This is a genomic window from Kitasatospora sp. NPDC036755, assembly GCF_040636595.1.
Lineage (GTDB): Bacteria > Actinomycetota > Actinomycetes > Streptomycetales > Streptomycetaceae > Kitasatospora.
In genome coordinates this window covers 1-17,456 of the sequence record NZ_JBEZUT010000182.1, presented here as the reverse complement: position 1 = coordinate 17,456, position 17,456 = coordinate 1, and the positions used below count along the sequence as shown (strand labels likewise).

14 protein-coding genes and 1 pseudogene are annotated in these 17,456 nt (G+C 74.3%); 3 read left to right on the top strand and 12 right to left on the bottom strand.

What is annotated here, in order from left to right:
• The 4 genes and pseudogenes from AB0E96_RS25080 to AB0E96_RS25065 form a co-directional block, all read right to left on the bottom strand.
• Positions 1 to 226: pseudogene (locus tag AB0E96_RS25080) on the bottom strand (hypothetical protein); the annotation flags it as partial.
• 128 nt (positions 227 to 354) lie between these two features.
• Positions 355 to 1,260: a carbohydrate kinase family protein gene (locus AB0E96_RS25075; protein ID WP_359827510.1), complete on the bottom strand. Its 906-nt coding sequence runs from the start codon at positions 1,258 to 1,260 to the stop codon at positions 355 to 357.
• A 76-nt stretch (positions 1,261 to 1,336) separates the two neighbouring features.
• Entirely contained in the window at positions 1,337 to 2,896 is a 1,560-nt protein-coding gene (locus AB0E96_RS25070; protein ID WP_359827515.1) for an MFS transporter, read from the bottom strand.
• A gap of 249 nt (positions 2,897 to 3,145) precedes the next feature.
• On the bottom strand, positions 3,146 to 4,876 hold the full coding sequence (locus AB0E96_RS25065) for a DUF885 domain-containing protein (protein ID WP_359827508.1): 1,731 nt from the start codon (positions 4,874 to 4,876) through the stop codon (positions 3,146 to 3,148).
• Between the two features lie 120 nt (positions 4,877 to 4,996).
• Between AB0E96_RS25065 and AB0E96_RS25060 the strand changes: the two genes are divergently transcribed.
• The gene (locus AB0E96_RS25060; RefSeq protein WP_359827506.1) at positions 4,997 to 5,752 is read left to right on the top strand and encodes a helix-turn-helix domain-containing protein; all 756 of its coding nucleotides are present in this window, start codon (positions 4,997 to 4,999) and stop codon (positions 5,750 to 5,752) included.
• 42 nt (positions 5,753 to 5,794) lie between these two features.
• Here AB0E96_RS25060 and AB0E96_RS25055 read toward each other — a convergent pair whose 3' ends face one another.
• From AB0E96_RS25055 to AB0E96_RS25020, 8 genes are all read right to left on the bottom strand, one after another.
• Positions 5,795 to 6,646 (bottom strand): fumarylacetoacetate hydrolase family protein, encoded by an 852-nt coding sequence (locus tag AB0E96_RS25055; RefSeq protein WP_359827505.1) that lies wholly within the window; start codon positions 6,644 to 6,646, stop codon positions 5,795 to 5,797.
• A gap of 226 nt (positions 6,647 to 6,872) precedes the next feature.
• Complete coding sequence (locus AB0E96_RS25050; protein ID WP_359827504.1) at positions 6,873 to 8,075, bottom strand: serine/threonine-protein kinase; 1,203 nt, start codon at positions 8,073 to 8,075, stop codon at positions 6,873 to 6,875.
• 101 nt (positions 8,076 to 8,176) lie between these two features.
• Positions 8,177 to 9,166 (bottom strand): ABC transporter substrate-binding protein, encoded by a 990-nt coding sequence (locus AB0E96_RS25045; RefSeq protein ID WP_359827503.1) that lies wholly within the window; start codon positions 9,164 to 9,166, stop codon positions 8,177 to 8,179.
• Between the two features lie 67 nt (positions 9,167 to 9,233).
• Positions 9,234 to 9,986: an amino acid ABC transporter ATP-binding protein gene (locus AB0E96_RS25040; protein WP_359827514.1), complete on the bottom strand. Its 753-nt coding sequence runs from the start codon at positions 9,984 to 9,986 to the stop codon at positions 9,234 to 9,236.
• Positions 9,987 to 10,039: 53 nt separating this feature from the next.
• On the bottom strand, positions 10,040 to 11,059 hold the full coding sequence (locus AB0E96_RS25035) for an amino acid ABC transporter permease (RefSeq protein WP_359827502.1): 1,020 nt from the start codon (positions 11,057 to 11,059) through the stop codon (positions 10,040 to 10,042).
• A gap of 50 nt (positions 11,060 to 11,109) precedes the next feature.
• A complete protein-coding gene (locus tag AB0E96_RS25030; RefSeq protein ID WP_359827501.1) occupies positions 11,110 to 12,057 on the bottom strand; it encodes an ABC transporter substrate-binding protein in 948 nt (315 codons plus the stop codon).
• A 10-nt stretch (positions 12,058 to 12,067) separates the two neighbouring features.
• The gene (locus tag AB0E96_RS25025; RefSeq protein WP_359827512.1) at positions 12,068 to 12,598 is read right to left on the bottom strand and encodes a GNAT family N-acetyltransferase; all 531 of its coding nucleotides are present in this window, start codon (positions 12,596 to 12,598) and stop codon (positions 12,068 to 12,070) included.
• Between the two features lie 26 nt (positions 12,599 to 12,624).
• Positions 12,625 to 13,803 carry an LLM class flavin-dependent oxidoreductase gene (locus tag AB0E96_RS25020; RefSeq protein WP_359827500.1) on the bottom strand — a complete coding sequence of 393 codons (1,179 nt, stop codon included), beginning with the start codon at positions 13,801 to 13,803 and terminating at the stop codon, positions 12,625 to 12,627.
• Positions 13,804 to 14,438: 635 nt separating this feature from the next.
• Between AB0E96_RS25020 and AB0E96_RS25015 the strand changes: the two genes are divergently transcribed.
• Both AB0E96_RS25015 and AB0E96_RS25010 read left to right on the top strand, forming a co-directional pair.
• Complete coding sequence (locus AB0E96_RS25015; protein WP_359827498.1) at positions 14,439 to 15,398, top strand: amino acid ABC transporter permease; 960 nt, start codon at positions 14,439 to 14,441, stop codon at positions 15,396 to 15,398.
• Entirely contained in the window at positions 15,391 to 17,349 is a 1,959-nt protein-coding gene (locus tag AB0E96_RS25010; protein WP_359827496.1) for an FAD/NAD(P)-binding protein, read from the top strand. The genes AB0E96_RS25015 and AB0E96_RS25010 overlap by 8 nt, the downstream gene beginning before the upstream one ends.
• Positions 17,350 to 17,456 lie beyond the last annotated feature (107 nt).

Here is a 17,456-nt window from a genome sequence, read left to right as displayed (position 1 = left end):
CCGCGACCGGTGCGGGCGCGACCGCGTCCGCCGGGCCGGTGGCCGGGGCGGGCGCGGCGACGGTACGGGTGCCGCGGGCCGCCTTCCCGGCGGCCGTCGTGTCGGACAGGTCCAGCCCGTGCGTGCCGGTCAGCACCGCGGCGACCGCCACCGCGGACAGCGCGGTGAACAGGGACGGGACCAGGAGTCCGCGGCGGCGCGACCTCTGGCGGCGGTGCTTGCCCATGCCTGTTTCTCCTGCCGGGGCGATCGGGTGGCGTTCGGTCGACGACTATGTCGCCTCAGCCTGGTAGCGATGTGACGGGCTCCTGGGAGCTCGATGAGAAACCCGTCGTCCGCTCGCGCCCTCCGGTGTCAGGATCCGGCGAGCACCGCGTCCAGTTCGCCGGCTCCCGCGAAGGCGGTGTGCGTCCCGGCGGCGGTGCAGGCGAAAGCACCGGCCACCGTACCGGCCCGGGCGCAGTCCAGCGGCGCGCGGCCCCGGAACCAGGCGTACAGGAAACCGGTCACGAAGGCGTCCCCGGCGCCGTTGGTGTCCACCACCGGGCGGCCCGGGTCCACGGCGGGCAGGTGGCGGGGCGCCGGGTCGTCGCGGGTGAGCAGGTGGCAGCCCTCGGCCCCGGCGGTTGCGACGACCACCCGCGCGCGCCCCTCGGCGAGGACCGCGCGCATCACCTCCTCGTGCCGGCCCCGGCAGCCGGCCACCGAGAGGAAGACCAGGTCGGAGCCGAGCGCGTAGTCGCGGTGGTGCGGGTCGATGCCGTCCCAGTCGTGCAGGTCGGTGGAGGTGGTGCGGCCGAGGCGGTGCAGGTCGCCGTACATGTCCCGGTTGACGCCGGTGATGGACAGGTGGACGTGCCGGCTGCGCTCGGCGTACGGCAGGTAGAAGTCGCGGGGCAGCCGCAGGCCGGCGGGGTGGCGGCCGTCGAAGAAGGAGAACCGGCGGCCGGCCGCGTCCACCAGGTTGACCCCGCGCGGGGTGCCGTGCGGGCTCACCAGGTGCGCGAAGTGCAGGCCGTGGCGCGCGTAGTGGGCGCGGACCAGGTCCCCCTGGGCGTCGTCGCCGAGGAAGTCGATGAACGCGGTGCGCAGGCCGAGGTGGTGCGCGCCGAGGGCGACGCCGTTGCCGGTGTGGCCGACGTAGTCCCGCACCGGTTCGACGAAGCGCGAGTCGCCGGGCGGGATCTCCAGCCGCTCGACCCGGACGATGGTGTCCACGCCGGTGCCGCCGACGACGAGCAGGTCGAACTCGGGCAGCATGGCGCCTCCTTGATCCCTGGACGTGCCAGGAGTCAAGCAGGCGCCGGAGGTTGACTGCAAGACCTTGCTGCAAATTTCAGTCGGCCGGTGGCCGCTCCCGCCCCGTCTCCGCGGGAGCCTCGGCCGCGGCCCTGACGTTCGCCCTGACGTCGGCCCGGGCGACGGCCCGCGGGCTCGGCCGCCCGTCCGCCGCCCGCACCGCGGACACCTGGGCGGCCCGGGCGGCGGAAGGCGCTTCCGCCGCCTCCCCGACCGGCACGGCGGTGGCCTCGGCGGGCGCCGGCCGGTGGTCGATCATCAGCACCGCGATCAGCGCGGCCAGCAGCAGGACACCCATCGCCACCCAGGTCGCGACGACGTAGCCGTGCACCGCGCCCTGGGCCCGCACCGCCGGATCGGAGGCGATCCGGGTGGCCAGGAAGCTCGCGGTGGCGCTCGCGGCGACCGTGTTCAGCAAGGCGGTGCCCACCGAACCTCCCACCTGCTGGGCCGAGTTGAGTGTGGCCGCGGCCGCGCCGGCCTCGTTCGGGGCGACCCCGAGGGTGGCCAGGCTCATGGCCGGCATGAAGACCAGGCCCATGCCCAGGCCGATCAGCAGCTCGGCGGGCAGCACCATGCCGGCCCAGGGGCTGCCGACCCGCATCTGGGTCAGCCAGGCCATGCCGCCCGCGGCCAGCAGCAGCCCGGGGCCGACCAGGTAGCGGGTCGGCACCCTCGTCATCATCCGGGCCGCGAAGCCCGTCGAACTCAGCACGATCGCGACCGTCATGGGCAGGAACGACAGGCCGGACACGACCGGCGAGAAGTGCTTGATGGCCTGGAGGTAGTAGGTCAGGAACAGGAACAGGCCGAACATGCCGACCATCGCCAGGCCCACCGAGAGCGCGCCGCCGCCGCGGTTGCGGTCGGCGACGATGTGCAGCGGCAGCAGCGGGTTCGCGGTGCGCCGCTCGACCAGGACGAACACCGCGAGCAGCGCCGCGCCCAGCAGCAGCGAGCCGACCACCAGGGCGTCGCCCCAGCCCCGGTTCACGGCCTCGGAGGTGCCGTAGACGACCGCCAGCAGGCCGCCGCAGCCGAGCAGCGCCCCGGGCAGGTCCAGCCGCGTCCGGCGGCTCTTCTCGACGTGGTCGCGGTTCAGCACGCTGAACGCCGCGAAGGCGGTGACGGCGGCGATCGGCACGTTGACGAACAGGCACCAGCGCCAGTCCAGGTACTCGGTCAGCAGGCCGCCCGCGATGAACCCGATCGCGGAGCCGCCGCCGGCGATCGCGCCGAAGATGCCGAAGGCCGTACTGCGTTCCCGGGGATCGGAGAAGGTGGTGGAGAGCAGCCCCAGCGCGGAGGGGGCGAGCAGGGCGCCGAACGCGCCCTGGAGGGCGCGGGCGCCGAAGAGCATGGCCGGGTCGACCGCCGCGCCGCCGAGGGCGGAGGCGAGGGCGAAGCCCAGCAGGCCGACGGTGAACACGCGCTTGCGGCCGAAGAGGTCGCCCAGCCGGCCGCCGAGCAGCAGCAGGCCGCCGAAGGCGAGCGTGTAGGCGGTGATCACCCACTGCCGGTCGGCGTCCGAGATGCCCAGCTCCCGCTGGGCGGACGGCAGTGCGATGTTCACGATGGTGATGTCGAGCACGATCATGAGCTGGGCGGTGGCGATGACCGCCAGCGCCCACCAGCGGCGGCGGTCCGCGTCCTCATGACCCGTGGCGGTTTGCGCAGGCACTGGTCGAGCCTTCCGGAGTGGGGGCGGAGAGGTCACGCAGTCGCCTTCCAGCCAAACCCCGGCCCGGGCGGATCGCAAGGAAAAACCTTGCCAAATCAGACCTTCGGGACAAAATAACCAGGCCCCCGGGACTCCGGACCGAGTACCGGGGGCCTGCTTCGGGCGTCAGAGCGCCGAGAGCTCCTCGACCAGGTCGTCCAGCCCCAGCGAGCCCTGCGAGAGCGCCGCCATGTGCCAGGCCTTGAGGTCGAACTCCTCGCCGCGCGCCTCGTGCGCCGCCTTCGCCGCCGCCCGTCCGCGCAGCCAGGCGCGCTCGCCGAGCTTGTAGCCGATCGCCTGGCCGGGCAGGCCCAGGTAGCGGACCAGCTCACTGTCCAGGACGTCGGCGGACAGGCCGCAGTACAGGCCGAAGAACTCCCGGGCGTGCTCCGGGGCGACCGGCTCGCCCGGGCGGTACGGGGAGTCCGCCGGGAAGTCCAGGCCCACGTGCATGCCGATGTCGACGATGACCCGCAGCGCGCGCATCATCTGCGCGTTGAGGTAGCCCAGCCGGTGGCCCGGGTCGGTGAGGTAGCCGAGCTCGTCCATCAGGCGCTCGGCGTACAGCGCCCAGCCCTCCAGGTTGGCGCTCACCCCGCCGAGGCTCACCTGGTAGGTGGAGAGCCGGTCCGCGACGTAGTTCCACTGCGCGAGCTGCAGGTGGTGGCCCGGGACCCCCTCGTGGTACCAGGTCGAGACCAGGTCCCAGGTCGGGAAGCGCTCCCGGCCGAGCAGCGGCAGCCAGGTCCGCCCGGGACGGCTGAAGTCCAGCGAGGGAGCGGTGTAGTACGGCGCGGCGGCGCTGCCGGCCGGGGCGATCCTCGACTCGACCCGGGTGACCGGCTCGGCCAGGTCGAAGTGGGTGCCCTGGAGGTCCCGCACCGCCCGGTCCATCAGGCCCTGGAGGTACTCCCGGGCCTCCTCGGCGCCCTCGATCGCCGGACCGTCCGTCTCCAGCCACCGCATCGCCGCCAGCAGGCCCTCGCCCGGGCGGACCTTCTCGGCCTCGGCCTCCATCTGCGCCAGCAGGTCGTGGAACTCGCTCCAGGCCCAGGCGTAGGCCTCGTCCAGGTCCAGGTCGGCACCGGTCCAGTAGCGCACCCAGCGGGCGTAGCGCTCCCGGCCCGCGGTGTCCGGGGCGCCGGCCGCCGCCGGGCCGTACACGTCGCGCAGCCAGTCGCGCAGCTCGGCGAGCGCCTCCGAGGCCGCCTCCGCGTGCTTCACCAGCTCGGGGCGCACGCCCTCCGGCGCGTCCTGGACGAACTGGCCGAACCAGCCCGCCCGTCGCCCGCCGTCGCCCTCGGCCGGCGCGTCCTCGCCCAGCCACTCGGCGAACTGCCCGAGCACCGTGGTCACCTGGCGCGGGCCGGACAGCAGGCCGCGCTCGACGCCCTCGGCCAGCGTCCGCCGGTACTGCTCGAACGCCGCCGGGACCCTCGCCAGGCGGCGGCCGATCACCTGCCACTCGGCCTCGGTGTCGGTGCCCATCAGGGTGAAGGACTCCCGCAGGTCGTGCACCGGGGAACCCAGGTTGCGCAGCGAGCGGAAACCCTCCCCCGCCTCGTGCACGGCCAGTTCGGCGGTCAGCCGCTCGCGCAGCAGCCGGGCGCAGCGGCGCTCCGCCTCGTCCTCGGCGGCGCCGGCCCGCTCGGCCTCGTCGAGCCGGGCCAGGGTGCGGCGGGCGAGGTCGGCGATGGCCTCGGCCCCGGCCGGGGAGAGGTCGGGCAGCCGGTCGTCGTCGAGGTTGACGCCGAGGTAGACCGCGGTCAGCGGGTCGAGCTCGGCCAGTTCGCGGACGTGGTCGTCGGCGATGCGGCGAGGGGTGGCGCCGTCGGCGGTGATCAGTTCTTCAGGCATTCCGACATCATTTCGCGGCGGGCCTGCTTTGCAACCCCTTTGCGAGCGGGGTTCGCCTGCGAAAAATCCGTTCCGCGCGACCGGATCCGATCCGTCCGCAGCCCATTACGCTTGGCCGCCATGGAAGCCAGCCCCGCCCCCGCAGCCGGACAGGCACCCGCCCCCGACGCCCCCGAACCGCGCCCGCGCCGCACCGGCTACCGGCGGCTGCCGGTCCAGCAGCGGCGTGAGCAGCTGATCTCGGTCGCCCTGGAGCTGTTCGCCTCCCGGCCGCCCGAGGAGGTGAGCCTGGACGACGTCGCCGAGGCCGCCGAGGCCTCCCGCCCGCTGGTGTACCGCTACTTCGCCGGCGGCAAGCAGCAGCTGTACGAGGCCGCGCTGCGCACCGCGGCGGACGAGCTGACCAGCCGCTTCGCGGTGCCGCTGAGCGGGCGGCCGTCCGAGCAGCTGGCGGCGGTGCTGGACGGCTACTTCGCCTTCGTGGCCGAGCACGACGCGGGCTACTCGGCGCTGCTGCGCGGCGGTTCGGTGGTGGAGACGGCCCGCACCTCGGCGATCGTGGACGACGTCCGGCGGGCCGCGCTGCGGCGCACGCTGCGCCACCTGGGCGTCCGGCAGGCCGGGCCGCGGCTGACGCTGCTGGTGCGCTCGTGGATCGCGGTGGTCGAGGGCGCGTCGCTGAGCTGGCTGGACGAGGGGCGGACGCTGCCGGTGGCGGAGCTGCGCGACTGGCTGGTGGACCAGTTCACCGCGATGGCGGCGGCGACGGCGCTGCACGACCCGCAGACGGCCGAGGTGCTGGCGGGGGTGCTGGCGCTGGAGGGACCGCGGCCGGAACGCGCGGAGCGGCTGCGGGCGGTGCTCGGCCCGGCGTGACGTTCCCGACCCCCGTGCCAAGGGCCGGGACGGCCTACGCCGTCACGCCGCGCCGAGCACCTGGCGCTGGCGGCCCAGCCCGTCGACCTCGATCTCGACCACGTCGCCCGGGGCGAGGTACGGCGTGCCGGGGCGGCCCAGGGTGACCCCGGCCGGGGTGCCGGTGATGACCACGTCGCCGGGCTCCAGCACCATGAACCGGCTCGCGTAGCGGACCAGTTCGAGCACCGGGAAGACCATCTCCGCGGTGCTGCCGTGCTGGCGCTGCTCGCCGTTGACCCAGAGCCGCAGGGTCAGCGCCTGCGGGTCCGCCACCTCGTCGGCGGTGACCAGCCAGGGCCCGAGCGGGGTGAAGGTCTCCGCCGACTTGCCCTTGTCCCACTGGCCGCCGCGCTCGAACTGGAAGGCCCGCTCGGTGACGTCGTTGGCGATCGTGTACCCGGCGATCACCCCGGCCGCCTCGGCGTGCGAGTCCAGGTAGCGGGCGGTGCGGCCGATCACGACCGCCAGCTCGGCCTCGTAGTCGGTCTTCTCGCCGCCGCGCGGCACCAGCACCTCGTCGTACGGGCCGACCACGGTGGAGCTCGGCTTGAGGAAGATCACCGGCTCGGCCGGGATCGCGGCCCCGGCCTCGGCGGCGTGGTCGCGGTAGTTGAGCCCGATGCCGACCACCTTGCCCGGCCGGGCCACCGGAGCGCCCACCCGCAGGCCGTCGAGGTCCACCACCGGCAGGAGGCCGGCGGCCGCGTCCCGGGCCAGCGCGGCCGGGTCCAGCCCGGCCAGGAAGGCCCCGTCGAGGTCACGGGTCCGCCCCGAGAGGTCGTACGCGGTACCGTCGCCGCCCAGGACGACCGGGCGCTCGGCGCCCGCGGGTCCGACGCGCAGGAGCTTCATCGATCCGTCACCAGCCTTTCGTCGCAGCTCACCGGGGCGGCGCGGACGCCGACCCGAGTCCGGCAACGAGGTATACCAACGCGCCGGGGCGGCGGGCCAGACCGTCCCGGTGGGCGGGATCCTCCCGGTTCCCGCCCCGGCCGCGGGCCCGGTTCGGCGGCCCGCACGGTTGACACCCGGCGGGGCCGGTTCGGCGGCCCGCACGGTCGGCACCCGGCGGGGCCGCTCAGGAGGGGCCGCCGAGCAGCTCCCCCAGGGTGAACGGCCGCGGCCGGCCCGGGCCCAGCCGGGCGGCCTCCCGCTGCCAGTGCGCGAGGTCGCGCCGCGCGTCCGCCCGGGCCTCCGGGGTGGCGCCGGGCAGTCGGGTCAGCCCGTCCAGCAGGGCGACGGCGGCGCCCGGGCTGCCGTCCCGGGCCAGCCAGAGGGCCAGGTCGTGGCAGGTGCGCAGGGTGCGCGGGTCCTCCGGGCCGCAGATCCGGGCGAAGTCGGGGACGAGCGCGGTGAGGATCTCCACCGCCTCCGCCGCCGAGCCGGCCTCGCCGTGCTGCCAGGCGCGGTCGGCCCGCCGGCGCAGCTGCTCCGGGCTGGGGTCGTCCGGGCGCAGCACCCCGGGCTGGACGCCGCGCAGCCGCTCCAGCACCTCGGCCGCGCCGGACGGCCGCTGTTCGGGCCGCTTGGCGAGCAGTTCGGCGATCAGCCCGGCCAGTGCCGGGTCCTTGCTGCGCACCCGGGGCGGAACCTCCTCCAGGTGCTTGTACATGTACTCGGCGGCCGAGGCGGCGCGGAACGGGCGGGCACCGGCGCAGACCTCGTACAGCATGATGCCGAGCGCGTAGAGGTCGGCCCGGCCGTCCACCGCGCCGCCGGACCAGCACTCGGGGGCCAGGTACGGGACGGTGCCGACCACGTTGCCGGTGGAGGTGAGCCGGACGGTCTGGGTGACCAGTCGGGCGATGCCGAAGTCCAGGACCTTGGCGCGCTCGTCCCCCTCGGTGATCATCACGTTCTCGGGCTTGATGTCCCGGTGGACGATCCCCGAGCGGTGCGCGGCGTCCAGCGCCTTGCACACGTGCCGCATCCAGCGCAGCGCCTGCTTGTGGTCCGGCCGCCCCGTCCTGAGCACCTCGGACAGCACTCGGCCGCGGACCAGCTCCATCACCAGGTACGGGATCTTGCCGGAGGCCGTCTCGGTCCAGCCGTAGTCGTACACGGTCACGATGTGCTGGCTGTTGAGGCTCCCGGCCGTCCGGGCCTCGCGGACGAACCGGCTGACCGCCTCCCGGTCGGTGGCGTGCTCGGCGAGCAGCACCTTGACCGCGACCTCCCGGTCGATGGTCGTGTCGGTCGCCCGCCAGACCACCCCGAAACCGCCCCTGCCCAGCTTCTGCTCCAGCCGGAAGCGTCCGCCGAGCACCTCGCCCTGCTCCATGCCCTCCCCCAACTCGACCGCGACCGCACGCCGTTCGCCGTCGGAGGGGTCACCATAGCGGCGGGCGGGGACGAACGGGTGAACGAGCCCGGACCGGTGCGCTACGGCTTCGGCCGGGGCAGTCCGGGCGGGTTGATCTCGGAGGCCGCCACGGCCTCGGTGTCCAGGCCCCAGCGCTTGAGCACCTGCCCGTAGCTGCCGTTGCGGATCACCTCGTCGATCGCCCCGTTCAGCGCCCTGACCAGCCCGTTGTCCTTCCGGGTGGTCGCCGCGATCTTGCCGATGACGTCCGCGCCGCCGCCCGAGTAGGTGCCGACGACCTCCGTCTGGCCGGTCTGCACGGCGTGGAAGGCCAGACTGGGGTTGGGGCCGCTGTAGACCTCGATCCGGCCGGAGGAGAGCGCCAGGTAGTACTCGGTGCCCTGGAAGTACTTGATGTCGATCGGCTTGAGGCCGTTCCTGACGTTCTCCTCGCTCCAGGAGACCAGCAGCTTCTCCTGGTTGGTGCCGGTGGCGACGCCGACCGTCTTCCCGGCGAGGTCCCGGGCGCCGGTGACCTTGAGGCCGCTGCCCTTCTTCGCCTCGAAGCCGAGGACGTCCAGCCGGTAGGTGGCGAAGTCGTACTTCTCCTTGCGCTCCTCGGTGACGGTGATGTTGGAGAGGCCGACGTCGTACTTGCCGCTGTCCAGGCCGACGAAGATGTTCTCCCAGGAGACCGGGTTGAACTCGACCCTGAGGCCCAGCACGTTGCCGATCAGCGAGGCGAGGTCCGGCTCGACGCCGATGACGGTCCTGTCGTCGTTCGCGTAGAAGTCCAGCGGCGGGGTGGTGCCGATCGAGTCGACCACGGTCAGCGTCCCCTTCTTCCTGATCTCCTCCGGGACGAGCGCGGCGATCGCGTCGACCTTGGGCGTGGTGACCCGGTTCTGGTTCGGCGACAGGTTCACCACGGTGCCGTCGGGCGCGGTGCCGCCCCCGGCCGGGGCGAGGTCCGCCGCGGCGCCCGTGGCGGTGCTGCCGCAGCCGGCCAGGGCGAGGGCGGCGGCGAGCGCGCCGGCGGCGGTCACGAGGGCGCGGCGGGGTAGGGACACGGCGGGACTCCTGCTCGGTGAAGGTGGCGTGGTGTCTGGGCGGGGGCGGGGGCGGGGAGCGGGCGGGTCAGAGCACCTTGGCCAGGAAGGCCCGGGTGCGCTCGTGCCGCGGCCGGTCCAGGACCTCGGCGGGCGGGCCCTGCTCGACCACCACGCCGCCGTCCATGAAGACCACGGTGTCGGCGACCTCGCGGGCGAAGCCGATCTCGTGGGTGACCACGATCATCGTGGTGCCGCTGCGGGCCAGGTCCTTGATGACGTCCAGCACCTCGCCTACCAGCTCCGGGTCGAGCGCCGAGGTCGGCTCGTCGAACAGCAGCACCTTCGGCTCCAGCGCCAGCGCCCGGGCGATCGCCACCCGCTGCTGCTGCCCGCCGGACAGCTGCCGGGGGTAGGCGGCGGCCTTGTCCGCCAGCCCGACCCGCTCCAGCAGCGCCAGCGCCGTCGCCCTGGCCTCGGCCTTGGGACGGCGCAGCGCGGCGACCGGCGCCTCCACCAGGTTCTCCAGCACGGTGAGGTGCGGGAACAGGTTGAAGTTCTGGAACACGAAGCCGATGCCGGTGCGCTGGCGCAGCACCTCGCGCTCCTTGAGCTCGTACAGCCGGTCCCCGGAGCGGCGGTAGCCGATCAGTTCGCCGTCGATGGCGACGTGGCCGCGGTCCAGCTTCTCCAGGTGGTTGATCGCGCGCAGCAGGGTGGACTTGCCGGAGCCGGACGGGCCGAGCACCACGGTCACCGAGCCCGCCGGGACGTCCAGGTCGACGCCGCGCAGCACCTCCAGCCGGCCGAAGCTCTTGTGCAGGCCGCGGACCTGCACCATCGGGGCGGCCGGGGGCGGTCCGGCCGGGTTCGGGCCGGGCTTCGTCAGGGTGGTCACGGCTGTCCTCCGGAGGTGCGGGCGGCGGCGGGACCCGTGCCCGGCCGCAGGCCGCGGGCGAAGGCCCGGGCGCGCTGCCAGGGGGTGGGCGGCGGGGTGCGTCGGGTGCCGCGGGCGAAGCGGCGCTCGACGTAGTACTGGCCGATCGAGAGCACGGTGGTCAGCAGCACGTACCAGACGGTGGCGACCATCAGCAGCGGCACCACCCGGCCGGTGCGGCCGTAGATGACCTGGGCCTGGTAGAAGAGCTCGCCGATCGCCATCACGTAGACCACCGAGGTGCCCTTGAGCAGCGAGACCACCTCGTTGGCGGCGGCCGGCAGGATGCCGCGCATGGCCTGCGGCAGCACGATCCGCAGGCCCTGGCGCCAGGGCGGGATGCCGAGCGCGGCGGCGGCCTCCCGCTGGCCGGCGTCCACCGCGACGATGCCGCCGCGGATGATCTCGGCGGCGAACGCGGCCTGGTGCAGCCCGAGGCCGAGCACCGCCGCGCCGAGCGCGCCGAGCACCCCGACCGTCTCGACGTCGCCGAAGGTCGGGCCGAAGGGGATGCCGATCCCGAACCGCTTGTACAGGTAGGAGAGGTTGAACCAGAAGACCAGCTGGACGATCAGCGGGATCGAGCGGAACACCCACACGTAGGCCCAGGCGATGGACCGCAGGATCGCGCTGCGGGACAGCCGCATCGCGGCCACCGCGGCGCCCAGCAGGAAGCCCAGTACCGTGCCGTAGGCGGTGAGTTCGAGGGTCCGTCCGATCGCCCGGAGGATGGTGTCGGCGGTGAAGTAGAGCCGGAAGGTCGCCCAGTCCCAGCCGGGGTTGGTGGCCAGGCCGTGGGCGAACTGGGCGAGCACGACCAGCGCGGCGAGCCCGACGGCCCAGCGCCAGGGGTGGCGGGCGGGGACGGTCCGCAGGCCGGCCAGTTCGTCGAGGTCGAGGGCGGCCGGGGCCGGGGCCGGCCCGGACGGGGGCGGGGGTGTCGGCGGCGTCGGCGGCGCCGCGGTGCTGACGGTCATCGGGGACTCCTTGGACGGCGGGCGGCGGGCGGCGGGCGGGGCAGCGCCGCTCAGGCGTGCTCGGGCGGGCTGATCTGCGACTCCGTGATCGCCGACTCGGCGACCCCCCACTTGCGCAGGATCCGCTCGTACGTCCCGTCCTTGATCAGCTGGTTGACCGCCGCCTGGAGGGCCGGGGCGAGCTTCGAGCCCTTCTTCAGCGCGAAGCCGACGTCGAGGCGGTGGAACTCGCCGAGGAAGCGGGTCCCGGAGGCCTCCTGCGCGGCCTGGTGGCGCAGGCCGTTGATGGTGGACATCACGACGTCCACCCGCCCCTGCTGGAGGCCGGTCAGCAGGGCGCCGCCCTCGCTGAACGCCTTGACCTCGTACGGCTTGCGACCCGCGTCGGCGCAGACGTTCCGCCGGCTGTTGAGGGTGGTCTCGAAGGTGGTGCCGGCGCCGGTGCCGACGGTCAGTCCGCACAGCTGGACGAGGTCGGTGACCGGCTGGATCGCGGTGTTGTCCTTCTTCACCGCGAAGCCCTGGCCGTCGTCGATGTAGGTGACGAAGTCGATGGTCTTCAGCCGGGCCGCGGTGACCCCGAAGTTGCCGGTGCCGACGTCGAACTTCCCGCTGTCCAGGGCGGGCAGGATGGTCTCGAAGGCGGCCTCCTCGCGCTGCACGGTCAGGCCGAGCAGCTTGGCCACCGCGTCGGTGAAGTCCACGTCGATCCCGGCGGGCTTCTTGCTGACCTGGTCGGCGTAGAACGCGCTGGGCGGCGAGCCGAAGGAGGAGCCGAACTTCAGCGTGCCGGCCCTGCGGACCTCCTCGGGCAGCAGCGCGGCGGCGGCCTCGGAGGTCCGCAGGCCGGAGACGAGGTCCTCGGTGGCGGTGGCGGCCGGACCGCCCGCCACCGCCGCGCCCGCGATCTTCGGGTCCGAGCCGCAGGCGGCCAGGGCCAGGACCGGCAGCAGGGCGGCGGTCGCGAGCAGGCGGCGGCGGACGGTGCTGGTTCTCACGGGGGGCCTTTCAGGAGGTCGGGGCCAGGACTGGCAACTGCTCCGCGGCGGCGGGCAGTTGCTTCTCGAAGGGGAGCGGGCCGATGGTCAGGGGGTCGGCCGAGACGTCGAACAGCGGGGTGTAGCCGGCCGCCAGGTAGAGGCCCTTGGCCTCGGGCTGACGCGGTCCGGTGGTGAGGTAGAAGCGGGTGTAGCCGGCCGCGGCCGCCGTCCGCTCCAGTTCGGCCAGCACCCGGCGGGCCAGGCCCCGGCGGCGGTGCGCGGAGTGCGTCCACATCCGCTTCACCTCGGCGGTGGACTCGTCGCGGCGCTTGTAGGCGCCGCCGGCCACCGGCTCACCGTCCTCCAGCAGGAGGAGCAGCACGCCGTGCGGCTCGGCGAAGGCCTCGTTCGGGTAGCGGGTCATCTCCTGGTGCGCCTCGGGGCCGTACCGGGTGACGTACTCGTGGGTCAGCTCGCGCAGCAGCGGCTGGGCCAGCGGGTCGTCGACGGCGACCCGGCGGAAGTCGGCCGCGGGCGACGGAACCGCGCCGACACCGATGCTCGAACCCGCGCTCACGCCCCCGCTCACGCCTGCGCCGCGATCAGCTGGTGGCGGTCGCGCTCGGCCCGGGCGGCCCGGGCGGCCCGGGCGGCGTCCCGCTTGGCGACCTCCTCGCGGACGATCGGGATGACGTACCGGCCGAAGTCGATCGCGTCGTCCACCAGGTCGTAGCCGCGCGCGGAGAGGATGTCCACGCCGAGGTCGTAGTAGTCGAGCAGCGCCTGGGCGACCGTCTCCGGGGTGCCGACCAGCGCGTTGGAGTTGCCCGCCCCGCCGGTGGCCGCGGCGGTCGGGGTCCACAGCGCGCGGTCGTAGCGCTCGCCGGCCTCGGCGATCTCGATCAGCCGCCGGGAGCCGACGTTCTCGGGTGCCACGGCCCCGGGTGCCACGGGCTCGGGCGTCACGGCCCCCGGGGCGGCCCCCGGCCGGTTCGCGCCCCGGCGGGCCCGGATCGCGGCCACCGTCCGGTGGGCCTTCTCCCAGGCCAGGTCCTCGGTCGGCGCGATGATCGGCCGGAACGCCACCTGGATCCGCGGCACGTCGGTGCGCCCGGCGGCCCGGGCCGCCTCCTTCACCCGCTCGATCTGCTCGGCGGTGCGGGCCAGCGGCTCGCCCCAGAGGCAGTAGATGTCCGCCTCGGCGCCGCCGGCCGCGTAGGCCGCGTCCGAGGAGCCGCCGAAGGAGACGTCGGGGCGCGGGAGTTGGACGGGGAAGACGTCCGAGACGAAGTCGTTGAAGCGGTAGTACGGGCCCTCGTGGTCGAAGGGCTCCCGGCTGGTCCAGGCCTTCTTGACGATGCCGATGTACTCGCGGGTGCGCTCGTAGCGCTGGTCCTTGGTCAGGAAGTCGCCCTCGCGCTGCTGTTCGTGGTCGTTGCCGCCGGTGATGAAGTGCACGGTCAGCCGGCCGTCGCTGATCCGGTCGAGGGTCGCGAAGGTCTTGGCCGCGAAGGTCGGGTAGGAGACGTTCGGCCGGTGCGCCAGCAGGATCTGGAGGCGGTCCAGGTGCGAGGCGAGGAAGGCGGCCGCGGCGGCCGGCTCCGGGGCGCCGGCCCCGTAGGCGAAGAGCACCCGGTCCCAGCCGTGGTCCTCGTGCGCCCGGGCCAGCCGCAGGGTGTAGTCGCGGTCGAAGGCGGCGGTGGTGCGGGCGGTGGTCTCCGAACCGTCGCCGGTGGCGGCGATGCCGAGGAATTCGACGGGCATGGCGGAACCTTTCGGGTGGGCGGGACTCCGTCGGGCCGCGGGTGGGCAGCCCGGAGGCGGCCGCGGCGGGGCGGCCGTCGAGCGGGGTGGCGGTGGAAGCGGGGGTGACGGTGGAAGGGGTGGGGAGACTGCCGGAGCGCAGTGCCGGTTCATCGGCTTCATCGGCTTCGTCGGCGGCAGCGGGGGCGCCCGGCGCGTCGTCGGCCGGCGGCCGACGGAACCGGCCGCGACGGGGCGGACCGAGGGAGGGCTCCCCGTCGGGGGATCAGGCCGGACGGGCGGCCCGCTGCCGGGTCAGCCGCGACACGCCGCGGACCACACCCGACCGAAGTCGATGTGGTCGCGACTGACCAGGGGCTGCTCGGCGTACATGGCCCCAAGTTGAACAGTCGGCCGATCGGTACGTCAACCATCCATCATTGCCGCACTGTTGCGATCTCCTGTCGCTTTTCCTACATGCCCCGACCGACCCCTTCCACACCCCGATCACCCTTGACAGCCGTCGATCGCGCATGCGTACGATCGGCGCGGAGTGCAGTGCCATGCGCCGGCCGTGTTGAGGGACACGGGCCGCGCCCCGCGTACGTGACCACCGCCGTACCCTCCCGCCCGCACTCCGCCCAGGAGCCGCCGCCATGGCCACCCCGCAGGACGTCCTGCCCGCCCCCTCCCTCGTCGACCGCCCCACCGCGCCACCCGCCACCGAGGCCCGGATCGTCGCCCGCCGCAAGCCCGGTCAGTGGGCCGCCGCCGCCGTCGCCCTGCTGCTGGCCGCGATGGCGCTCAACTCGGTGATCCGCAACAAGGCCTTCCGGTGGAGCGTGGTCGCCGACTGGTTCACCGCCCGCTCGGTGCTCAACGGGCTCACCCTGACCCTCTGGCTGACCGCCGTCACCCTCGCCCTCGGCTTCCTGCTCGGCACCCTCCTCGCCACCATGCGGCTGTCCGCCAACCCGGTCCTGCGCACGCTCAGTTGGGCCTACATCTGGGTGTTCCGCTCCACCCCGCCGCTGGTGCAGCTGCTGTTCTTCTTCAACATCGGCGCGCTCTACCCGACCCTCGGCCTCGGCATCCCGTTCGGCCCCGAGTTCGTCACGGTGCGGACGGTGAACCTGATGGGCCCCACCCTGACCGCCGTCATCGGCCTCACCCTGCTGGAGACCGCGTACGCCGCCGAGGTGATCCGCGGCGGCATCCTCTCCGTGGACCGCGGCCAGCTGGAGGCGGCGTCCGCGCTCGGCCTCGGCCGGTGGCGGGTACTGCGCCGGATCGTGGTGCCGCAGGCCATGCGGGCGATCGTGCCGACCGCCGGGAACATGCTGATCGGGGCGCTCAAGGGCACCAGCATCGTCAGCGTGCTGGCCGTCTCCGACCTGCTCTACTCGGTGCAGCTGGTCTACCTCCAGTCGTACCAGGTCATCCCGATGCTGATGGTCGCCACCATCTGGTACCTGGTGGTCACCACCCTGCTGTCCATCGGCCAGTACTACGTGGAACGGCACTTCGCCCGGGGCGCCACCCGCGACGGCCTGCCGCCCACCCCGCTGCAGCGGGCCCGGGCGGCCTTCGCCAGGGTGGTGCGGGCACATGAGTGAGCGCAGCGGGCGAATCATCGCGGACAGCGCCCTCGTCATCGTCGGGGCCGGCCCGCGCGGCACCGCGCTGCTGGAGCGGCTCGCCGCCAATGCCGCCGAACTCCTGCCCGCCGGGCGACCGTTGGCGATCCACCTGGTCGACCCGTACCCGCCGGGCGGGGGCCGGATCTGGCGCCACGACCAGTCCCCGCTGCTGCGGATGAACTCGATGGCGGAGGACGTCACCATGTTCACCGACGAGCGCTCCACCCTCGAAGGGCCGGTCCGCCCCGGCCCCTCGCTGGCCGAATGGGCGCCGCGGCAAGAGGAGTTCGCGCCCTACCGGACGGTCGCCGACCCGGCCGTCCGGGCCGAGCTGCGCACCCTCGAACCCACCGACTTCCCCACCCGCCGGGCCCAGAGCGCCTACCTGGACTGGGTGTTCCGCCGCGCCGTCGCCGACCTGCCGGCACACGTCACGGTCACCGTCCACCGCGACACCGTCCGGCGGATCGAGGGCCCGGCCGACGGCCCGCAGACCGTCCACCTCACCGACCGGACGCTCACCGCCGACCACGTCGTCCTCACCCTCGGCCACCTCGACTCCGCCCCGCACCCGCGCTTCGCCGCCGACGCCGAGTTCGCCGCCCGGCACGGCCGCTTCCACCTCCCGCCCGCCTACACCGCCGACACGGCCGCCGAGCTGGCGGGCCTGGCCCCCGGCGAGCAGGTGGTGGTGCGCGGCCTCGGCCTCGCCTCGGTGGATCTGATCGCCCTGCTCACCGAGGGCCGCGGCGGCCGCTTCGAACCCACCGGGGACGGGCCCGCGCTGCGCTACCTCCCGTCCGGGCGCGAGCCGGTGCTCCACCTCGGCTCGCGGCGCGGCGTCCCGTACCACTCCAAGACCGGCTACCGCCTCCAGGGGCCGCCCGCCCCGCTCCCCCGGTACTTCGACAAGGCCGCCGTGGACGCCGTGCTCGCCACCGGCGGACCGCTCGAACTGCGGCGCGACTTCTGGCCGTTGATGGCCAAGGAGATCGGCTTCGGGCACTACCACGAGCTGTTCCACGCCCACCCCGAACGCACCGCCCTGCCCTGGCCGGAGTTCCTCGCCCGCTACGACCGCCACGGCTGGTACTCCCCCGAACTCGCCGCCCTGGTCGCCGAGGCCGTCCCCGACCCGGCCGACCGGATCGACTTCGAACGGCTCGACCACCCGCTGGCCGGGCTCGAACTCGGCACCGACGAGGAGCTCCAGGCCCACCTGCGCGGGTACGTCGCCGCGGACGCAGACCGCCGCGCCGACCCCGCGCACAGCGCCGACCTCGGCGCCTTCCTCGCCCTGCTCTCCCTGTTCGGCCAGCTCCCCCGGGTGACGGCGAGCGGCCGGCTCACCGCCCGCTCGATCGCCGAGGAGGTGGACGAGTGGTTCTTCGGCTACTTCAGCTTCCTCGCCTCCGGCCCGCCCGGCTTCCGGCTGCGCCAGCTGCTCGCCCTCTCCGAGGCCGGGGTGGTGCGCTTCCTCGGTGCGGACGTGCGGGTCGAACGGGACGAGGCGAGCGGCACCTGGCGGGCCTCCGGCGCCACCGTGCCCGGCCACCGCGTCAGCGCGACGGCGCTGGTCGAGGCGTACCTGCCCAAGCACGAACTGGCCCGCACCCTGGACCCGCTGCTGCGCGAACTGCACCGCACCGGCCGTGTCGTCGAGGAGGTGGTCACCGACCCGGACCACACCCACCGCTCCGGCCTGGTCACCATCGCCCCCGCCGACAGCCGGCTGCTCGACCCGGCCCTCGGCGGCGCCCCGCACCCGCGCCGCACCGCCCTCGGCCCGCACACCAGCCTGCGCGCGGCCGCCGCCTTCGCCCGCCCCCGCACCGACGCCCCGGGCTTCCGGCAGAACGACTCCGCCGCCCGCGCCCTGCTCCGGGCCCTGGCCGCCCTCCCGGCGACCCCGGCACTGGTGGGGTGACGCGGGCTAGGGCCAATGCCGGTGACTTTAAGTGGTGCTACGCGGGGTGATGGTGGGTGCTACGGGTTGTGGTGGTGGCCAGTTGCGGTGCTGGGCCCGTTTGAGGG